We start from the raw sequence: 17,871 nt of genomic DNA, 5'->3' as shown, positions 1-17,871 counted from the left end.
TGCGCAGCGGAGCATCAACGGCCGCAGCCTGTGAATTGAAAAAGCCCGCGCCTCCGGGAGAGGTCGCGGGCAAAGGTCTGTTGGGATCAGAGGGACTGATCCAGCTGTAATGTGGATACCTTCCATGATCAGCGCATCGGTCAAGTGGATGAAAGCCCGCGCCCCGAGGGAGAAGGACGCGGGCTCTGATCGGCGGGAGGATCCGATCTCGCAGCATTTGCCTACGGGAAGAATGCTGCAGAAGCCGAACTTTCGTCGCCGGCCTGTGTTCCACACGGAAAACAAAAAAAACGTCGCACAAGGATTGGTGAAATAGGTGGCGTTGCTGCTCGGCAAGACGCAGCAATCTTGCTAAAGTCGGCGGTGGGAGGAAACGGACATGCAATCGCTGCCGATAGTACATCCAGGCGTAGCGAAGGCGACAGCCGGCGCATCGCTTCCGCTCGCCTATTCCACCGCGACGCTCTGCTGGCTTTTGTCCGCCGGCGTCTACATCGCAGCCAAATGGGTTGCCCCCGAGATGCCGCCCTGGGCGCTCTGCTTCTGGCGGCTGGCACTCGCCTGCGCGATCCTGCTGCCTATCGTCCATCGCCATCATGGGGCGATGCTCGCGCTGATCCAATCCCGGGCGATCGAGGTGCTGGCCATCGGCGCCATCGGGCTGACCCTCTGTCAGGGCATGATCTACACGGGCCTCAGTTACACCGACGCGACGACCGCCGGCATTATCATGGCCCTGTCGCCGATCATGACTATGGTGCTTGCCCGCTTCGTGCTCGGCGAGCCCCTCGGCGTCTGGAAGGCGCTTGGCGCGCTGCTCGCTCTGGTCGGGATGGTGGTGATCGTGGCGCGCGGCGACCTTACCGCGCTGATGCGGCTCCAGTTCAATCCCGGCGAATTGTGGATCGTCGGCAGCGCGTTTTGCTGGGGCCTCTACACCGTGCTGCTGCGTCGCTCCAAATTCGCTATCGAGCTTCTGCCGATGGTGGTCCTGCTGCTAGCAGCCGGCGCGCTGGCCGCCCTGCCCCTCTATCTCTGGGAACTGTTTTCCGGGGAGCGCTCGGCGCTGCATGCGAACGGCCTTCTGGCGCTCGCCTATGTCGCTGGCCCGGGCGGCGCTCTGATGTATTACCTCTACAACCGCAGCGTCGAGACGCTTGGCGCCGGGCGCGCCAGCATGCTGCTCTATCTGCAGACTGTCTTCGTCGCCGTGCTCGCTTATCTTTTCCTCGGGGAAAGCTTGCACGACTACGATCTCGCCGGCGCTGCCTTCATCGTCGCCGGCCTGCTGCTCGCCACCGCGATCAAGCCCAGGCAGCGCACAGTGCATGTCGCATAGGGACTTGCTGACCGCGTACTCGGTTACATCAGCACGATCAGTCGATTTCCTTGCGATAATGCTTGATATGGCGCTCTCCCGCTACTCCAGATAAATCGGGAGCAAGGGCAGATCATTGCAGTCGGCTGTTGTATCGCAGCACGAGGCCGACCGCGCCGAGCAATGCGTCGTTCTCTGTGTGCTTACCAACAATTATCCGCGTGCGCAGGGCGGGCGCGATATCGCGGGACTTGATGAGCGTGTGGCGTTCATATGACGCGATCAGCGGTGCCAGGAGAATGTCGCCTGCCAAAGCCATGCGGCCCCCGATGATGATGAGCGGCGGATTGATCACCGAGCCGATCAAGCCAAGACCACGGCCGGCGAACTCGGCGGTGTCTTCGATCATCCGCAACGCCCCGACGTCGCCCTGTTCCGCCATCATGATCACGTCGTCCATCGTGACCGGCCGCCGCACGATGCGCGAAATCTGCTCGAGCGGCCGGGCAAAACTCGCATAGAGCTCCAGGCATCCGCGATTGCCGCACCGGCAAAGATCGCCGCCGGGATCGATGCTGATATGCCCGAATTCGCCAGCGCTGCCGGCGATACCCGTCACCAGCCGGCCATGCTGGACAATGGCCCCGCCGACACCCAGATCGATCTTGAACAGCACGAAATCGTCTTGGCCGACCGCCGCGCCCCACATCAACTCCGCGATGGCCGAGCAGTTGCTCTCGTTATCGGCGAAAATCGGCTGTTCGAGAACCGGCCCGAACACATCGCGGATGTTGACCCCGGCCCAGGTCGGAACAATACTCGCACGCAGCACCACTCCTTCGCGGCTGACAGGGCCCGAGACGGAAACCCCAACCCCCAGGAGCCCCGCCATCGGCAGACCGTTCTCTTCGTAGCATTGGGCAATTGCTGACTTGGCGAGCTGGGCCGCCTGTTGCGGCTGGTAGTCCAGACCCATAGGGATAGTTTGTTCGGAAATGACAGAATGCGACACGTCGGCGACGACGCACCGTATCTCGTCTAGGGCCAGGTGGATTCCAACGCAGGTGCCCGCAGCGGGATTGAGCGTCAAGGTCGCGGCAGGCCTGCCGATACCCCTGACCCCGTCATGATGGGCCGAGGATTCGATCACCATTCCGGACTTTCTCAAGCCATTGAGCGCGGTTGAAACTGTCGACCGCGCCAAACTGGTGATATGCGCGATTTGCGACGCGGAAAGCACGCCGCGCTCACGCAGGCATCGCACGATCAGGCTCTCCGGCGATGCGGAGGGCTTGTCGATCAGCCAATTTCTAAGCGAAGGTTTGTTCATGATGAGCACAAAGGACGTTGACTGATAGCTCAAATATGTCATCTTGGAAAGAACAGAGATACCTGCATCTCACCGGCCACGACCTCAAATCGCAGCCATAAGCGGTCGATACGAACCGTGCATCACATATGGGAGTGAAACGATGCAATATCTGAGGACGGCCCTTGCGGCCGCTACGGCGTACACCCTTGTTGCGGGAGCCGCATTCGCAGAGCCCAAGACCAATCTATTGCATCAATGGGCGACCGGATCGGACGCCCAGGCTATTGCCAAGCTCGGCGAGATGTTTACCGCGAAAGGTGGCACCTGGCAGCAAACCTCCATCGCAGGCCACACGGCCAACACGCTGGCGAAACTGCGCGCCGACGTGATCGCCGGCAACGCACCTCCCGCGGTGCAGCTCAAGGGGCCCGAGATCGCCGAATGGAACGAGACCGGCATGACAGCCAATCTCGACGAACTGGCGACAGCGGAAAATTGGGAGAAGGTCGTCGCTCCCGAATTGCTGCCGGTGATGAAGCCGACCGGCAGCTGGGTGGCGGCGCCGATGAACATCCACCGCATCAATTGGCTGTGGGCATCGCCGAAGGTCATGAAGGACGCGGGCGTCGCCGAGGTGCCGAAGACATGGGCAGACTTCAACGCCGCCTGCGACAAGATCGTGGCGTCAGGCAAAATCTGCATCTCGCACTCGACTGCCGACTGGACCGATTCGACGGTCTTCGATGTCGTGGTCTACGGAATGGATCTCGATCTCTTCAAGAAGGCCTTCGTCGAGGGTGACGTCGAGGCAATGCGCAGCGACGGCATGGTCAAGGCTTTCGAGCAATTCCGCACCATGACGACGAAGTACATGGACCCCGGCATGAACGGGCGCGACTGGGATACCATGTCGCATCTGGTCGGCCGCGGCGAGGCCGCCTTCCACATCATGGGCGACTGGACGCTCGGCCTGCTCACAGCCGGCGGCTTTAAGGAGGGCACCGACTATGTCTGCGCCCAGGCGCCGACTGACTGGGGCAAGCCGGGCTTCATCCTGAATTCCGACTCGGTCGTGTTCTTCCAGCAGAAGGATCCGGACTACGTCGAGGGGCAGAAACTGCTCGCCAGCACGATCCTGTCGCCCGAGTTCCAGACGATTTTCAATCAGACCAAGGGCTCGATCCCGGCCCGTCTCGACGTCGATCTTTCGAGCGGCTTCAATCCCTGCCAGCAGCTCTCCCAGAAGGATCTGCAGGCGTCGATCGATGCCGGCACGCTTGTCCGTTCGATGGCGCACAACATGACGATCCCGCAGAAGGTGCGCGGCGCGATCATGGATACCGTCACCGAATTCGTAGCGACGCCGGACATGACCGCGCAGGACGCAGCTAGTGCCATGGCTGATGCGGCCGAAGCGCAGATGTGAAGAAGCTGCCGATGATGGCCTGGCGCGCGTCGCCCGGCCTGACCTTCGCCGGAGCAGCCGATGTCCACGCATGACCTGACTGTACCGGTTGCGGCTCCCGCAACCCCGTGGCGGGAGCGCCTGGACACGATGGTGCCCATTCTGGTGCTGGCGCCGTCGCTCGCGGCGAGTTTCATCTACGTTTTCGTGTTCACACTCTGGACGCTGTATCTCTCGCTTTCCAATTCGTCGCTGATGCCGACCTATGGGTTCGTCGGTCTGGACAATTATGCTTCGCTCTGGGCGAACCGGCGCTGGAACATCGCCTATACCAACCTCTTCCTGTTCAGCGGCTTCTATATTGTCGGCTCGATGGCCATCGGACTGCTTCTCGCGATCCTGATCGACCAGCGCGTTCGCGGCGAGGCGGTTTGGCGCACGATCTTCCTCTACCCGCTGGCAGTGTCCTTCATCGTCACAGGCACGGTGTGGAGCTGGCTCTATAATCCCGTCGACGGCATCCAAGCCTTCGTGCGGGGGCTCGGTTGGACCGACTTCAGCTTCGCCCTGACAGCCAACCGCAACACTGCGATCTATGCGGTGATCATAACCGGTATCTGGCAGTCGTCCGGCTTCGCCATGGCCCTTTTCCTGGCTGGTCTGCGTTCCGTCGATCCGGATCTCGTCAAAGCGGCGCAGATCGACGGTGCGTCGGTTTCCCGGATCTATCGGAGGGTCATCCTGCCGACGATCGCGCCGATTTTTCTGGCGGTGGCGGTCATTCAGATCCAGTTCGCCATCAAGACGTTCGATCTGGTGGCGGCATTGACGCGGGGTGGGCCAGGTGTGTCCACCACCTTCCCGGCGATCTACGTCTACGACCTGATGTTCCAGCGCGGACAAATCGGCGAGGGTGCCGCTGCGGCGATGATGATGCTCGCGGCCCTTGCGGTTGTGCTGGTGCCCTATTCCTTGTGGATCGTTTGGCGCAGGCGGGCGGAGGGCCGCAATGGCTGAAATTTCCCTCAACGCAGGGCATGATCCCGAAGCGGCCGCAGCTACGCGGCAATATTTCTGGAACCGCTTTCTTATCTATGCGGTGCTGACGCTTTTCGCTGCCATCTACCTTGCACCGCTGCTGGTCGTGGTCTTCAACTCGTTGCGGGAGCAGTCCGAGATCGCCCGCAACGGCCTCATCTCCCTGCCGCGCAGCTTCCGCCTCGACGCGTGGGCGGAGGCCTGGGGCACGTATTGCGTCAGCGGCACCTGCGAAGGCATGAAGCGCAATTTCTTCAACTCGCTCTGGATGGCTATCCCCGCGACGGTCATCTCCACGCTCCTCGGCGCCATGAACGGCTATGTGCTGTCGAAATGGCGCTTCAAAGGCTCGGAAATTCTGTTCAATCTGATGCTGCTCGGCGTCTTCATGCCCGGCCAGATCTCGCTAATGCCCTGGGCGTTCCTGCTCGGCAAACTCGGCCTAACCAATTCGACATACGGGCTGGTCTTGATTCATGTCGTCCAGGGCATCTCGTTCACGACCCTGTTCTGCCGCAACTTCTACGTCAGCATACCGGACGATCTTATCAAGGCGGCACGCATCGACGGCGCCGGCTTCTGGCGGATTTTCCGCAAGATCATCCTGCCGCTGTCGCCGCCGATTTTGATTGTCACCGTCATCTGGCAATTCACCGGTATCTGGAACGAGTATCTGTTCGGCGTTGTCTTCACCTCCGGCCAGCAGCAGCCGATCACGGCGGCATTGGTCGCGCTCACTGCCGGCGGCACGACCGCCCGCGCTTACGACGTGATGAGCGCAGCCGTGCTGATCGGCGCGCTGCCACCGTTGCTGATCTACCTGTTCGGTGGAAAATACTTCGTGCGCGGCCTGACACAGGGCGCCCTCAAATGAGGCGTCGCCCGTGTCCACACTGACCATCCGCAACCTTCACAAGAGCTATGGCGGGCTCGAGATTCTGGCCGGCATCAATCTCGAGGCGCAGACCGGGGAATTCGTCGCGCTCGTCGGCCCCTCCGGCTGCGGCAAGTCAACCTTGCTCGCCATGATCGCCGGCTTGGAAACCGTCACGTCGGGCGAGATCTGGATCGGCGACCGGCTGGTGAACTCCGTGCAGCCCAAGGACCGCGACATAGCGATGGTGTTCCAGTCATACGCCCTCTATCCCACGATGACGGTGCGCGAGAACATCACCTTCGGCATGGAAAGCCGGGGCGTGCCCAAAGCGGCGCAAGAGGAAGCGGTAAAGCGGGTTGCCGCACTCCTGCAGATCGAGCAGTTGCTCAAACGCAAGCCCGGCCAGCTTTCAGGCGGCCAGCGGCAGCGCGTTGCGATGGGGCGCGCCCTAGTCCGCGACCCGAAGCTGTTTCTGTTCGATGAGCCCCTGTCCAATCTCGACGCCAAGCTGCGCGTCGACATGCGCACCGAAATCAAGAAGCTTCACCACCGCGTCGGCAAGACGACGGTGTACGTCACCCACGATCAGGTCGAGGCGATGACGCTGGCGTCCCGCATTGCGGTGATGAACCAGGGCTCGGTGCAGCAGTTCGATACGCCGAAGCGGATCTATGATCGGCCGACCAACATGTTCGTGGCCGGTTTCATGGGATCGCCGGCGATGAATTTCGTCCCCGCCCGGCTTACGGGCTCGACCAGCATCTCGGTGCGCGCCGCTGACGGCAGCGGCGCTACTCTCACCCTTGCCGCTCCGCTGCCTGCAGGTGCGCCAAAAGACGTGGTGCTCGGTGTTCGGCCCGAACACATCTACCGTTTCACGACGGACCTGAAGGCGCGGAAACCGGCTGTGGAGTCCATGCAGGCGCCGGTCGAATTGGTCGAGCCGACCGGGGCCGAGACGCTTGCCGTCCTCAGGCTGGGTGATCTGGAGATCACTGGCCGTTTCGAGCCGGATGAGGCTCCCGTCATGGGCGAGACGATAACGCTTGGCATCGACATGTCGCGCGCCTGTCTGTTCGATCCAACAACCAAGGCGCTTCTGTGATCTGATGTCCATGCAATTCGCGACTTACCCGAGCTTGACCGATCGCGTCGTGCTGATCTCCGGCGGCGCCTCCGGGATCGGGGCCGATATGGTCCGCGCCTTCGTCTCGAATGGCGCGCGTGTGGGCTTTCTCGATGTGCAGGATGGACCCGCGGAGGCGTTGGTGCGTGAGCTTGGTGGTACCGCCAGGCAGGCCCCGTTGTACCTTCATTGCGATGTGACCGACGTCACTGCGCTGCAGGCGTCGGTTGAAAGCGTGCGCGCGCGGCTTGGTCCGGTCGCCGTCCTGGTGAACAATGCTGCCGATGATCAGCGCCATCCCGTTGATGCGGTGACGTCAGAATATTGGGACCGCAGCTTCGACGTCAATCTCCGGCATCACTTCTTCGCCGCACAAGCGGTGCATCCGCATATGGAGGAACTCGGCTTCGGCTCGATCATAAACTTCTCTTCCATCGCTTGGCGTTTCGGCGCGGACCAGATGGTGGCCTATGCCACCGCCAAGGGCGCTGTGGTGGCCCTGACCCGCGCACTGGCGCGGTCGTTCGGACCTGACAACATCCGCGTCAACGCAGTCGAACCGGGCGCTGTCATCACCGAGCGGCAGCGTGAGCTGTGGTTCAAGACGCAGGACGCAATCGACCAGACCGTGCAGCGACAATTGATCCGCCGCGTCCTCCTGGGCGAGGAGATTGCACGGACCGTGCTCTTCCTTGCGGCGGATGACAGCCGCATGATCACCAAGCAGTCCATCGCCGTCGATGCGGGTCTGCGCTGATGCGATCGCTTCCACATCTTTCAACGGGACTGTCACGCTGATGCTTCGTCTCGGCCTCAATCCTTACGGACTGACCTACTATCTCGGCCTACAGGGTCGCGGCACGCCGCGGCACAATCCGGATGGGGCGGGGCTGGAAGGCTTCATGGCGCTCGCGCAGGAACTGGGCGCACGCACGCTCGAGATCTATGAACCGTGGTTGACCGACTTGCCGGACGCCGAGGTCGTCGATCTGCGCAGGCGTCTGGCCGCGCGTGACATCGTCCCGGTGGTGAGCGGCGGTCTTATCGTGGCCGGTCCCCTGGATAATGCGTTTCGGGCGGCGCGCCTGCTCGAGGCGACAACGATCCGTATCGCGCTGACCCCCGTCCTGTGTGGCGACCGCAACGCATGCGGCCAGAAGTGGAGCGAGTTCAATGCGACGATCCGCGCTGCCTTGACGGAATGGGGGCCGCGTGCGGCGGCTGAGGGCCGGGTGCTCGGCATCGAGAACCATCAGGACTTCGGCAGCGATGAACTGGTCGCGTTCTGCGAGCTCGGCGGGCCCGGTGTCGGCATCACCTACGATACAGGCAACACGTTCCCAGTCGGCGAGGCACCGCTTGCCTTCACGCGGCGGATCGCGCCGCATGTCCGCCATGTCCACCTCAAGGACTATCGCGTGCAGTTCACGGATGAGGGCTACCGTCTGGTCCGCTGCGCGATCGGCGACGGCGCCGTGCCATTCGCCGAACTGGCAGCCATCCTCGCCGAGCACCACGACACGCTGACGGCCGTGCTCGAGCCGGGCGCGCTGGAGGCCCGCCACGTTCGCTGTCTTACCGACGACTGGTGGAACGGATATCCGCCGAAGACTGCGCGCGAGTTCGCGGCCTGCCTGAGTGCTGCGCACGTGAACCGCCTTGCGGACGATGCCGACTACCGGACGCCATGGGAGCGCGGCGATGACGGCGCGCTCGTTTCGTATGAGCTCGACATGATCCGGCGCAGCGCCGCCAACATGAAGAAGCTCGATTTCATTGCAATGGAGAAATCAGCATGACTGCCCGAGAACTCAGCGGCCTGACTGCCTTCGTGACCGGCTCAGGACGCGGCCTAGGCCGCGTGATGGCCGAACGCCTGGCCGAGCTTGGCGCAAACGTCGCGATCCACGATCTCGATTGGACACGGCCATCCCAATATGGCGAATTCGCAGACCTCGGCGAATCCGCAAGGGGTTTGGAAAAGCATGGGACACGGGTGACCGCGGTCACGGGCAACATCGGCGACAAGCAAGCCGTCGCCGAAATGAAGCGGAAGATCGAGGCGGACCTCGGCGATGTGCACGTTCTGGTCAACTGCGCCGGCGGCGACATCGGCGCCAAGGGAGTAAAGCCCAGTCCCAACAACGCGCTCGACATCGACTATGACGACATCAAGGTGCTGACCGAGAACAATCTCATCGGCACGATGCTGGTCTGCCAGGCGTTCATTCCGCCTATGGTCAAGCGCGGCTCTGGCTCGGTGATCAACATAGCCTCGGCGGCAGCGCATATCGGATGCTCGCCGGAGGTGGTCTACTCCACGCTTAAGGCGGCCGTCGTCCATTATACGCGCTGCCTCGCCAAGGAATTGATCGACGATGGCGTGCGCATCAATGCGGTGAGCCCCGGCGCCACCAAGACGGCACGGTTCCAAGCGAGCCGCGTGGTCGATCCGGAACGCATGGATTCGAGCAAGAAATCGCTAAACCGATATGCGGAGCCCGAAGAGATCGCCGAAGCGGTGGCCTTCCTCGCCGGTCCGCGCGCGCGCTTCATCAACGGGCAGGTCATCCGCGTCGATGGCGGTTTCACAATCTTCCCAGGTTGAATCACGGCCGTTCACACGGCGAATTGTCGGGCTGAGCGCACCCCAATGAGCAGGGCCACCACGGCCCATTGCCGACCTTACTTCGTTGATGGGTTGCAACCTGCTCGCAGAGCCCACGAAGCGACGGGCGAGTTCGGCAACCGAAAATTCTCTTGGCGACACGCTGACGTTACAGCCCGCTTGTATGCACCCACGCAATGGCTCAGATTGTTTGGGTCCGGTCTACTCTGCGCCCTGAGAAGGCGAAGATTTCCGGATCGAGGCGCTGGGGCACTGCGCGCCACGGCAGAGCGGGCGAACCGCTCCCGTCTACACGTTCAGAGGCGGAACATTAGAGGTTGGGGGCACAGATGAGGCAAGAGAACGACGTTGAGAAGTGGGTGCGCACGCTGCGTGCTCGAGCACCTGACGACGCGGCCGAATTGCTTGCCCGAGAGTCTCCCGAGTTCATCCGGGACCTATTGAAGTTGTTGCCGGATAGGCACGCCCGGAAGGTGGCGGAGCATTTGCCATCGCATATGAGGCCTGTCACGCCTTATGGCGACGGCAAGGATATCGCGTTCCCCGGGTCTGTCATCGAGCTGATGGACCCGATCCCCGCCAGCGTTCCTGTCGGAACGACGGTAGCCGCCGCGGTCGAGGCCGTCAGGCGCGCGCAGGTGCCGACCGAGTTGACTTACCTCTACATCACGGACGCGGGCGACAAACTCGTTGGCCTGGTGGTCCTGCGCGATCTGATGCTGAGCGAACCGGCCGCCACGGTCGATCAGATCATGCTGCCGAAACCGTTCGCCCTTCACGTCGATATGCCTTTGGGTGAAGCCTGCACGGCGGCGGTACGCCGTCACTACCCCGTCTATCCCGTGGTGAACGTGGAGAACCGGCTGCTCGGGCAGGTTCGCGGCTGGCGGCTGTTCGAGCAGCAAATCATCGAGATTTCTGCCCAGCCTGGCCAGATGGTGGGTGTCCAGAAGGAGGAGCGTTCTTTCACGCCCCTGGTTTCAGCCTTCTTGAAACGTCATCCGTGGCTGCAGCTCAACCTGCTGACGGCCTTCATAGCCGCTTTCGTGGTCGGGTCGTTCACAGGCACGATCGAGAAGATCGTCGCTTTGGCGGCGTTCCTCCCGGTGCTGGCCGGGCAAAGCGGAAACACCGGCTGCCAGGCACTGGCCATGACGTTGCGTGGTCTCGCCTTAGGGGATGTGGACAAACGACCAAAGCTGCACCTGGTGCTGAGGGAGGGGGTGCTCGGGATCGCCAACGGCGTGCTCGTCGGTCTCGTGGCGGCCGCGGCCATGTGGTTCTACGCGTCGCGGCAACCGGAGTCGGCAGCCCAGGCGCCCATGCTGGCGCTTGTGATCCTGCTCGCAATGTCCGGATCGTGCCTCATGTCCGGGATCTCCGGCGTGCTGATCCCGTTGGGCCTGCGGCGGGTCGGCGCCGATCCGGCCGTGGCTTCCGCGATCTTCCTTACCACGGTTACCGATATTGTAGGCATGGGCCTGATGCTGGGGCTTGCCACTACGCTCGTGCTGTAGTGGCCCACATTTGCGCAGGCCGTCCTGAGAAGCATCGCCCGCCAGCACTCCGAGCGCTTGCGCAACGCGGCGGAAGACCTTCGGATGAGGTGCATGTGACCCTGATGCGTCAAGCCGCGACCAGATACTTGCAGAATCGCGCAAACAATATTGATCTTGTCGGCTGCGCAATCCACGGCTCACTATGATTTGGCTTAGTTGCCGTTTGTAGCGAATACTTGCTCGAAGTCCAGCAACGCCGAGAAGATGTTTGGTCAACCAGCGTAGGAGAAATGCGAATGAACCCGATAGTTTGTTGCGCCGCTGCAACAGCTGCTGAAGACTCGGAGATCTCGTGACAGTTCTGTCGTTTTTTTTGTGTAGGCGTGCTAGATCCGCTGCACTAGTCGGGTTGGGTGGGGTTCTCGGCATGCATTCCTCGTTTTCAATGATCTTCGGCTTCGCCGCGGCACTGCTCTGTGCCGGCATATCGCCGGCCGGCGCCCAAGGTCTCTATCCGGCCTATGACGATGCGTTTTCGGCCCGCATCGCCAATCCGACCGACAACGGAACGCTAGCTCAATTCGTCACAGTTGCCGTCAACGCAGGGCAGTACGATCAGGCGATCTCGTCGATCGAGCAGTATCTCATCAAATATCCCCGCGATGCGCGCGCCCGGCTGGCGGCCAGCCGGTTGTACTATCATGTCGGCTCCTACGAATTGGCCCGGCGGCAGGTGCAGTACGGCATCGAAGTCGGCGACCTGTCGACAGCTGAGCAGCAGGAAGCCGTTCGCCTGCTCGCCCGCATCGAGCGCGCGTTGCGTGGCATCACCTGGGAACTCGCTCTGACCGGCGGCGCGTTCAGCGCATTCACCGATTTTGAGCCCGGCGGGGCTCAGGACGACAATAGCTTTGTCTCGCCCTACGGACGGGCGGAAGGCTTTGTCCGGTGGGACCTCGGCACGCCAAGTGCCGACGCTCTCGTCCTTTCGGGGGCGCTGACGGCGACAGAGCGTTTTTTCACGCCAGACCTGTCGGTTCCGGGTAGCAAGGAGACTTTCATCCACGGCAACGCCGCGATCACCTGGGACAAGGGGTTGCCCAACAGTGGGATCGATTCGCTGCGCCTGCTGCTTTCCGCGTTCACCGTTACGGATCGCTTCGACAGCGATGTCCACGAAACCGGCATCGGCCTCAGCGGACGCTTCCTGGTGCGCCCGACGGTCGAGACGACCCTTTTCGCCGGCGGCGGCTACATCGATCTAAGCGCCTCGCAAGGCATTTTCGCCGATAGCAGGGGTTTTTATGAGGCAGGCGGCAGCTACCGCTTCCGCAACGGCCAGGCGCTCGGACTGCGCTTTGTCGGCTCGAATGACTTTGCCTCCGGATCCGGCGAAATCGGCCGCAGCTACATGGGCGAGGTCCGCTATGGCGGCCTGTTGATGAACGTACCGGATCTTTTCGCATGGTCGCACCAGGTCGCCTTCTCGGCCGGCCATAGCGACACTCCCGATCTGTCCATCGGCATTGGCACAAATATCAAGAGCGACTTCTGGCGCATTGCCTCGGAAAGCGATTTTCAGCTGACGGAGTCGCAGAAGATCAGCGTCGATCTCGCCTATCGCGAAACCAACTTCGATCTCGCCAGCCGCGACCGAAAATCGTTCGAAATGCTGATGAGCTACACGTTGACGCTCAATTGAAAGAGGCCGCGATGAGGACCCTGAATCGTCAGATCGCCATTTTTGTCGCCTGCCTTGCCTTCGCGGCACCGTCCGCTGCTGAAACGGTGGGGTCGATGACGGCCTACCAGACCAACATCGTCCGCAACAACGGCGGGACAATGAACGTCGGCGCCGGCGTCGAACTCGGCGACCAACTGCGCAGCAATCCCACTGGTCTTGGAATGCTGGTGTTCCGGGACGAGTCGAGCGCCAAGATTGGTCCGAACACTAGCCTGACGATCGATGAATTCGTATACAATCCGGGCTCGGGATCTGGAAAGATCGACATCGGGATGAACAGCGGCCTCGCTCGTTTTTATGGCGGCCAGGTTTCGAAAGGCGGCGTCATGCAGGTTGCGACGCCGCACATGGTGCTCGGGGCCAGAGGCGGCATCATCGAAGTGCTGGTGGCAGCTGGCCAGACCGTCGGCATACTGCGCGCCGGCCGCATGACCTGCACGATGAATGGCAAACGGCTGGTCATCACAAACCCGGGCTTCGCCTGCACGTCAGAAAATGGCAAGCTGCTGACCGGCTACGGGGGAATCGACACCTTCCCGATATTGGACAGCATCGACCAGATAGCCGGCACGGGCCTGCCAGGGGCACCGGGTCCGGGATTGGACGTAAGCGCGATTTGTGCGTCGGCACTCGGCGGCTCGCTCAAAATCTGCGACTCCACCGACGGGGCATTGCCAGGAGTGGTCATGGAGTTCCCCGACAGCCTAACGCCACCTGTGGGCGGCGGCGTGGATAACGGTGGGTGTGAGGGTGAGGGTTGCTGCTATCCAGACTGTAGGTAGACCCGTCCGACCGGCATGAGCCCCTTGTTCGATTGGCGGCAAGCTGCCAGGCGCAAAATATCCGGCCTTGCGGTCGTGCTCTTGCTGGTCGCTTGCCATTTGGCTTTCGACGGGCCGCTGTCGCGCCTCCGCGAGCGTACGTACGACTTCTACCAGTTCCTCGCCCCGCGCCAGGCAACTAGCAATCCCGTCGTGATCGTCTCGATAGACGATGCCAGCCTCAAGGCATATGGGCGATGGCCCTGGAACCGTGGCCTTTTGGCCGATCTGGTCGATGGTGTCGCCGAGTCTGGTGCCGCGGTGATCGGGCTTGCGCTGGTGCTGCCCGAGGCTGACATCTCTCCTGATGGCATCGCCGGAGACAAGCGCCTCGCGAGCGCACTGGCGAAACATCGAACGGCGCTCGCCGTCAGTCTGGGCAATGAGGCGACGGTTTCAGAAACAGAGCCCAAAGCCGGCTGGTCGATCGTCGGGCAAGTACCCGAGACGCTTCCTGGCTTCACCGGTCTGACAGGCTCGCTTGCGGATTTCTCGAGCGCCGCTGCAGGCCTCGGCGTAATTCGCACTTTGCCCGATCCCGACGGCGTATTACGCCATGTGCCGCTGCTCTGGCTCCGAAATACGGCTCAAGGTGTGCAGCTCTGGCCGTCCTTCGCGCTCGAACTCCTGCGCCTCTACGCCGGAGAGAACGGCTACGTGGCCAGGATGAATGCCGCCGGGTTTGACGCACTCAGGATAGCCGGCACCATTGTGCCACTCGAGCCGCAGGGCAGCATCCGCCTCTGGGAAAGCGACACCAATACGCCGCGCATATCTGCCAGTGATATCCTTTCGGGCCGCGGCGACCCGCTGCTGCGGAACGCCATCGCTATTGTTGATCTGTCGGCCGTGGGACTGACCCAGTATCTGCCCACCCCGACGCGTCCGGCGCGACCAGGCGTGGACATCCACGCTGATGCAATCGGCCAGATGCTTGCCGGGCGCTATCTTGTAGAGCCAACGCAAGCGCGTACGCTGGAGCGGCTGTGGTTGGTGCTCAGTGGCATCGTTTTCATCGGACTTTCGGGAGTTCTCGCCCAGCGTGTCTTGCTTGGCGCCCTCGCTCTGGCGCTCCTGGCTGCCACGCCCTTCGCGTTCGGCGCTCTCGAATACAGCCTGCAGGGTGCGCTCTATGACCCACTGCAGCCGGCGCTTGCGACGATGCTTGTAGCTGGCTTCGAAGGATATGTCCTCTACAGGCGCAGCGAGCAGCGTCGGTCCACCCTGGCACGGCAGTTCTCCCAATATCTGTCGCCCTCCGTGGTGCAGCGCCTCGCAAATTCGGATACCGAAGCGATCCTGTCCGGAGAGAAGCGCGAGATCACAATCCTGCTGAGTGACATACGCGGCTTCACGACGATGAGCGAACAACTCGGTGCCCAAGAAATCGGAAAGGTGGTCAATCACTTTCTCGGCCTTGCGACCGATGAGATACTCAAGCGCGACGGGACCATCGATAAGTTCATGGGCGATGCCGTGCTAGCTTTCTGGAACGCGCCGCTTGATCAGCCAGATCATCGCGAGCGCGCGCTCGAGGCGGGGCTTGCCCTGATCGAACGGGTGGAGCGCGAAAACGCCACGTTCACCGCGCGCGGGCACCCCCCTATCGAAATCGGCGTCGCCATCGAGACTGGCGTCTGCTCCGTAGGGAATTTCGGCTCCGAACGGCGCTTCGACTACACCGCGATCGGCTCGCCGGTGAACCGCGCGGCACGGCTCGAGTCAACGACCAAAAAGCTGAGGATTCCTCTGGTGCTTGGTCCCGGATTTGCGCAGGGAGCATCAATGCCGGTTGTGCAGGCGGGTGCGTTCGAACTCCAAGGCTTCAAGGGCGAGGTGCCGGTTTTCACCGTTCCGGAGATACACCCCTCGTCGCAATCTGCCGAGGAGGTCGCGTGATGTTTGGCACCAGTTCAACTCGCTATCTCATTGGCAGCCGGCGAGCGAAAGCCAAGGGCGGCGGAAATCCGATGGGCGGCCCGCGCCACCATGTCGCCCAGTTCGCCTATGCGCTCTTCCGGCACCCGGTTTTCCGGGGCAGCGATGTTCAGCGCCGCGATTATCTTACCCGGTGCCACGAAAACCGGTGCGGTGATCGGCGCCGTTCGGGCCCAGGATGGCGAAAATCATGCCGCGCGGCACATCCAGATCGACACCATCGACGGCGCGAGCTTGCCGAACGTTTTGACAAGGCCGCGGGCGGAAATGGCTGACTGGGCAAGACCCGTGGAGGACAAGCCCATAGGAGAGGTTTCGTTCATGCAATCATCCAGCAGTCGCGAAAATAAAGGCCAATTTCGGCGCGATGGCTGTCGTCAATTCCTCGGCAGGCGCACGAGCTTATCGTCTGGTTTGTCCTCATGCCAGAGGCTCCGACCATGTACCACTACTTGGCCGCCGAGGCTGAAGGGCCGGTCAGATCATATGTCGGACGGATCTCTACTCATCGCTGGGTTTCTCATTCGATCACGGCGCAGGCCTGACGATTTCCGGCATCACCGGCAGGCTGGCTTTTATAGTCGTCCTGTCCGCCGTGGACCATCAATGCCTTGCCTCGTATTGCCGTTTCTCCACCGTCCAGTTTGACCATGCTGTTGAAAGCCTGGGCACGCAAAACGCCGTCGGCGCCGACCCGCTGATTTGGCATGTCGCCCGCGTGCGGGCCTTTTCCAGTGAGATATCCATGTTCGGCATTCGTCGGATTGAAGTGCCCACCTGCCGAGTCATGGCCGGTCTGATGGTCGCACTTTCCGGTTTCATGAACATGGAACGCGACCCATTCACCCGCCGGCAGTCCTGTTACGTCCAACGCTATCAGCACACCCTGCGCCGTCTCGGTCAGCGTGGCCGTTCCGTTCTTCTCGCCAGCCATGTTGACGAATTCGGCTTTCGCGGTCGCGGTGTCCTGAGCCGCTGCAGGCATCGCGACCGCCAGCGCCAATCCTGTTGTTGCAAGCAATTTTTTCATCCACTCAGCCTCCGGTTGTCCAAGGACCCCAAACAACAACGGGGCCTCTTCGTTCCATTGGGAATGGAGTTTGTCTCCGGCGCGGCCGCCAGAGAAGCGGGGGTGATGCGTGGAACTCGATAGTCTCCGTGTCATGGAGTGAAGTTTCACGACGTGATTACACCAATTCGAAGAGTTCCGCGGTTTGCCAACCTGCCAGCAGCATGATGACAACGCCAACGAGTCTGAGAAGCGTCTTTTCTGCGATTGACTTCACTACCAATCCGGCCATCGGCGCTGCGACTACGCCGCCAACGATCAAGCCGGCAACGGAGAGTAGATTTTCCGTTAGCTCTCCTGCCTCCTCCCAATGGCCCGTTAGTAGCGCAAACAAGAAGGTCAGAGACACCGACAACGTGATGAGGAACTCGCTGGCATTGACCGTACCAATAACGTAGCGGGGCGTGCCGCCAAAACCGAGAAGGCCCGTCGTTACGATGGGTCCCCATCCGCCGCCCCCTGCGGCATCGAGAAATCCGCCACCAAGCCCAAGGGGAGGTACCACGCCTGCAGGGACCGGATTGCTTGGGATCCGCCGGAATGAACGGAACAGGAGCCAAGCTCCGACAAGCGCAAGGTATGTGGTCACATATGGTTTCATGATGGCTCCCTCGAACGAGGTGAGAACAAAAGCGCCGAGAACGCCGCCGAGCACGCCAAATGGCATCAGCCGCCAGAAAAGCTTCCAGTCAATGTTGCGGTGATAGAGGTGAGCCGAACCTGAGGCCGCGGTGGTAAACAGTTCAGCTGCGTGAACTGACGCCGAAGCGTGCGCAGGAGACACGCCAAACCCCAATAGTGTAGTCGAGGAAACCACGCCGTAGGCCATGCCGAGAGCCCCGTCCACAGCTTGGGCTACAAACCCCACAATCGCAAAAAGAATGAATTCTTGCATTTGACTCTCCGATAAGGCGCGGGGTCACAATTGGCGATAGAGAAACCCGCTGCCTACAACGTATGCAATTATATCTTCACGCTTCCACAATTCATCAAACGCGTGGCATCGATAATGGTGACGACGAACGGAAAACGATCCGCTCGACCGACGCCTTTCCCAATCCCGACAGGATGCCGGTTTCTGTTTTGCTCAAATGT

Annotated in this window: 18 protein-coding genes; 13 read left to right on the top strand and 5 right to left on the bottom strand. The window is 61.6% G+C overall.

Annotation, left to right across the window (positions count from 1 at the left end; translation table 11 throughout):
* Positions 1-124: 124 nt before the first annotated feature.
* Together CIT25_RS08620 and CIT25_RS08615 are read left to right on the top strand one after the other, a co-directional pair.
* Positions 125-316, top strand: a complete 192-nt coding sequence (locus tag CIT25_RS08620) for a hypothetical protein (protein ID WP_158302529.1) — start codon at positions 125-127, stop codon at positions 314-316.
* Between the two features lie 63 nt (positions 317-379).
* The gene (locus CIT25_RS08615) at positions 380-1,339 is read left to right on the top strand and encodes a DMT family transporter (RefSeq protein WP_095484132.1); all 960 of its coding nucleotides are present in this window, start codon (positions 380-382) and stop codon (positions 1,337-1,339) included.
* Between the two features lie 112 nt (positions 1,340-1,451).
* Here CIT25_RS08615 and CIT25_RS08610 read toward each other — a convergent pair whose 3' ends face one another.
* Positions 1,452-2,648, bottom strand: a complete 1,197-nt coding sequence (locus CIT25_RS08610; protein ID WP_245329802.1) for an ROK family transcriptional regulator — start codon at positions 2,646-2,648, stop codon at positions 1,452-1,454.
* Between the two features lie 142 nt (positions 2,649-2,790).
* Here CIT25_RS08610 and CIT25_RS08605 point away from each other — a divergent pair, with 142 nt between their 5' ends.
* The 11 genes from CIT25_RS08605 (at position 2,791) to CIT25_RS08555 (ending at position 15,668) form a co-directional block, all read left to right on the top strand.
* The gene (locus CIT25_RS08605) at positions 2,791-4,056 is read left to right on the top strand and encodes an ABC transporter substrate-binding protein (protein ID WP_095484130.1); all 1,266 of its coding nucleotides are present in this window, start codon (positions 2,791-2,793) and stop codon (positions 4,054-4,056) included.
* Positions 4,057-4,116: 60 nt separating this feature from the next.
* Positions 4,117-5,052, top strand: coding sequence for a carbohydrate ABC transporter permease (locus CIT25_RS08600; protein WP_095484129.1), 936 nt, complete (start codon positions 4,117-4,119; stop codon positions 5,050-5,052).
* A complete protein-coding gene (locus tag CIT25_RS08595) occupies positions 5,045-5,947 on the top strand; it encodes a carbohydrate ABC transporter permease (protein ID WP_095484128.1) in 903 nt (300 codons plus the stop codon). Before CIT25_RS08600 ends, CIT25_RS08595 begins: the two co-directional genes overlap by 8 nt.
* A 10-nt stretch (positions 5,948-5,957) precedes the next feature.
* Complete coding sequence (locus CIT25_RS08590) at positions 5,958-7,055, top strand: ABC transporter ATP-binding protein (protein WP_095484127.1); 1,098 nt, start codon at positions 5,958-5,960, stop codon at positions 7,053-7,055.
* Between the two features lie 49 nt (positions 7,056-7,104).
* Positions 7,105-7,833 carry an SDR family NAD(P)-dependent oxidoreductase gene (locus CIT25_RS08585; RefSeq protein WP_342587093.1) on the top strand — a complete coding sequence of 243 codons (729 nt, stop codon included), beginning with the start codon at positions 7,105-7,107 and terminating at the stop codon, positions 7,831-7,833.
* A gap of 40 nt (positions 7,834-7,873) precedes the next feature.
* Positions 7,874-8,875, top strand: coding sequence for a sugar phosphate isomerase/epimerase family protein (locus CIT25_RS08580; protein ID WP_095484247.1), 1,002 nt, complete (start codon positions 7,874-7,876; stop codon positions 8,873-8,875).
* The gene (locus CIT25_RS08575) at positions 8,872-9,684 is read left to right on the top strand and encodes an SDR family NAD(P)-dependent oxidoreductase (protein WP_095484126.1); all 813 of its coding nucleotides are present in this window, start codon (positions 8,872-8,874) and stop codon (positions 9,682-9,684) included. Before CIT25_RS08580 ends, CIT25_RS08575 begins: the two co-directional genes overlap by 4 nt.
* 350 nt (positions 9,685-10,034) lie before the next feature.
* On the top strand, positions 10,035-11,222 hold the full coding sequence (locus CIT25_RS08570; RefSeq protein WP_095484125.1) for a magnesium transporter: 1,188 nt from the start codon (positions 10,035-10,037) through the stop codon (positions 11,220-11,222).
* A 409-nt stretch (positions 11,223-11,631) separates the two neighbouring features.
* Positions 11,632-12,906, top strand: a complete 1,275-nt coding sequence (locus CIT25_RS08565) for a tetratricopeptide repeat protein (RefSeq protein ID WP_158302527.1) — start codon at positions 11,632-11,634, stop codon at positions 12,904-12,906.
* On the top strand, positions 12,903-13,730 hold the full coding sequence (locus tag CIT25_RS08560) for a FecR family protein (protein WP_095484123.1): 828 nt from the start codon (positions 12,903-12,905) through the stop codon (positions 13,728-13,730). Before CIT25_RS08565 ends, CIT25_RS08560 begins: the two co-directional genes overlap by 4 nt.
* Positions 13,731-13,754: 24 nt before the next feature.
* On the top strand, positions 13,755-15,668 hold the full coding sequence (locus tag CIT25_RS08555) for a CHASE2 domain-containing protein (protein ID WP_158302526.1): 1,914 nt from the start codon (positions 13,755-13,757) through the stop codon (positions 15,666-15,668).
* 14 nt (positions 15,669-15,682) lie between these two features.
* Here CIT25_RS08555 and CIT25_RS38430 read toward each other — a convergent pair whose 3' ends face one another.
* From CIT25_RS38430 to CIT25_RS08535, 4 genes are all read right to left on the bottom strand, one after another.
* Entirely contained in the window at positions 15,683-15,847 is a 165-nt protein-coding gene (locus CIT25_RS38430; RefSeq protein WP_158302525.1) for a hypothetical protein, read from the bottom strand.
* A gap of 48 nt (positions 15,848-15,895) precedes the next feature.
* Complete coding sequence (locus CIT25_RS08545; protein WP_342587092.1) at positions 15,896-16,030, bottom strand: hypothetical protein; 135 nt, start codon at positions 16,028-16,030, stop codon at positions 15,896-15,898.
* A gap of 197 nt (positions 16,031-16,227) precedes the next feature.
* Positions 16,228-16,737 carry a superoxide dismutase family protein gene (locus CIT25_RS08540; protein WP_095484120.1) on the bottom strand — a complete coding sequence of 170 codons (510 nt, stop codon included), beginning with the start codon at positions 16,735-16,737 and terminating at the stop codon, positions 16,228-16,230.
* Positions 16,738-16,894: 157 nt separating this feature from the next.
* Positions 16,895-17,671 (bottom strand): sulfite exporter TauE/SafE family protein, encoded by a 777-nt coding sequence (locus CIT25_RS08535; RefSeq protein ID WP_095484119.1) that lies wholly within the window; start codon positions 17,669-17,671, stop codon positions 16,895-16,897.
* Between the last annotated feature and the right edge of the window lie 200 nt (positions 17,672-17,871).

The sequence above is a fragment of the Mesorhizobium mediterraneum genome (assembly GCF_002284565.1).
Classification (GTDB): domain Bacteria; phylum Pseudomonadota; class Alphaproteobacteria; order Rhizobiales; family Rhizobiaceae; genus Mesorhizobium; species Mesorhizobium mediterraneum.
Note: the sequence above shows the minus strand (reverse complement) of the source record. Positions and strands in the feature narration are given on the sequence as shown.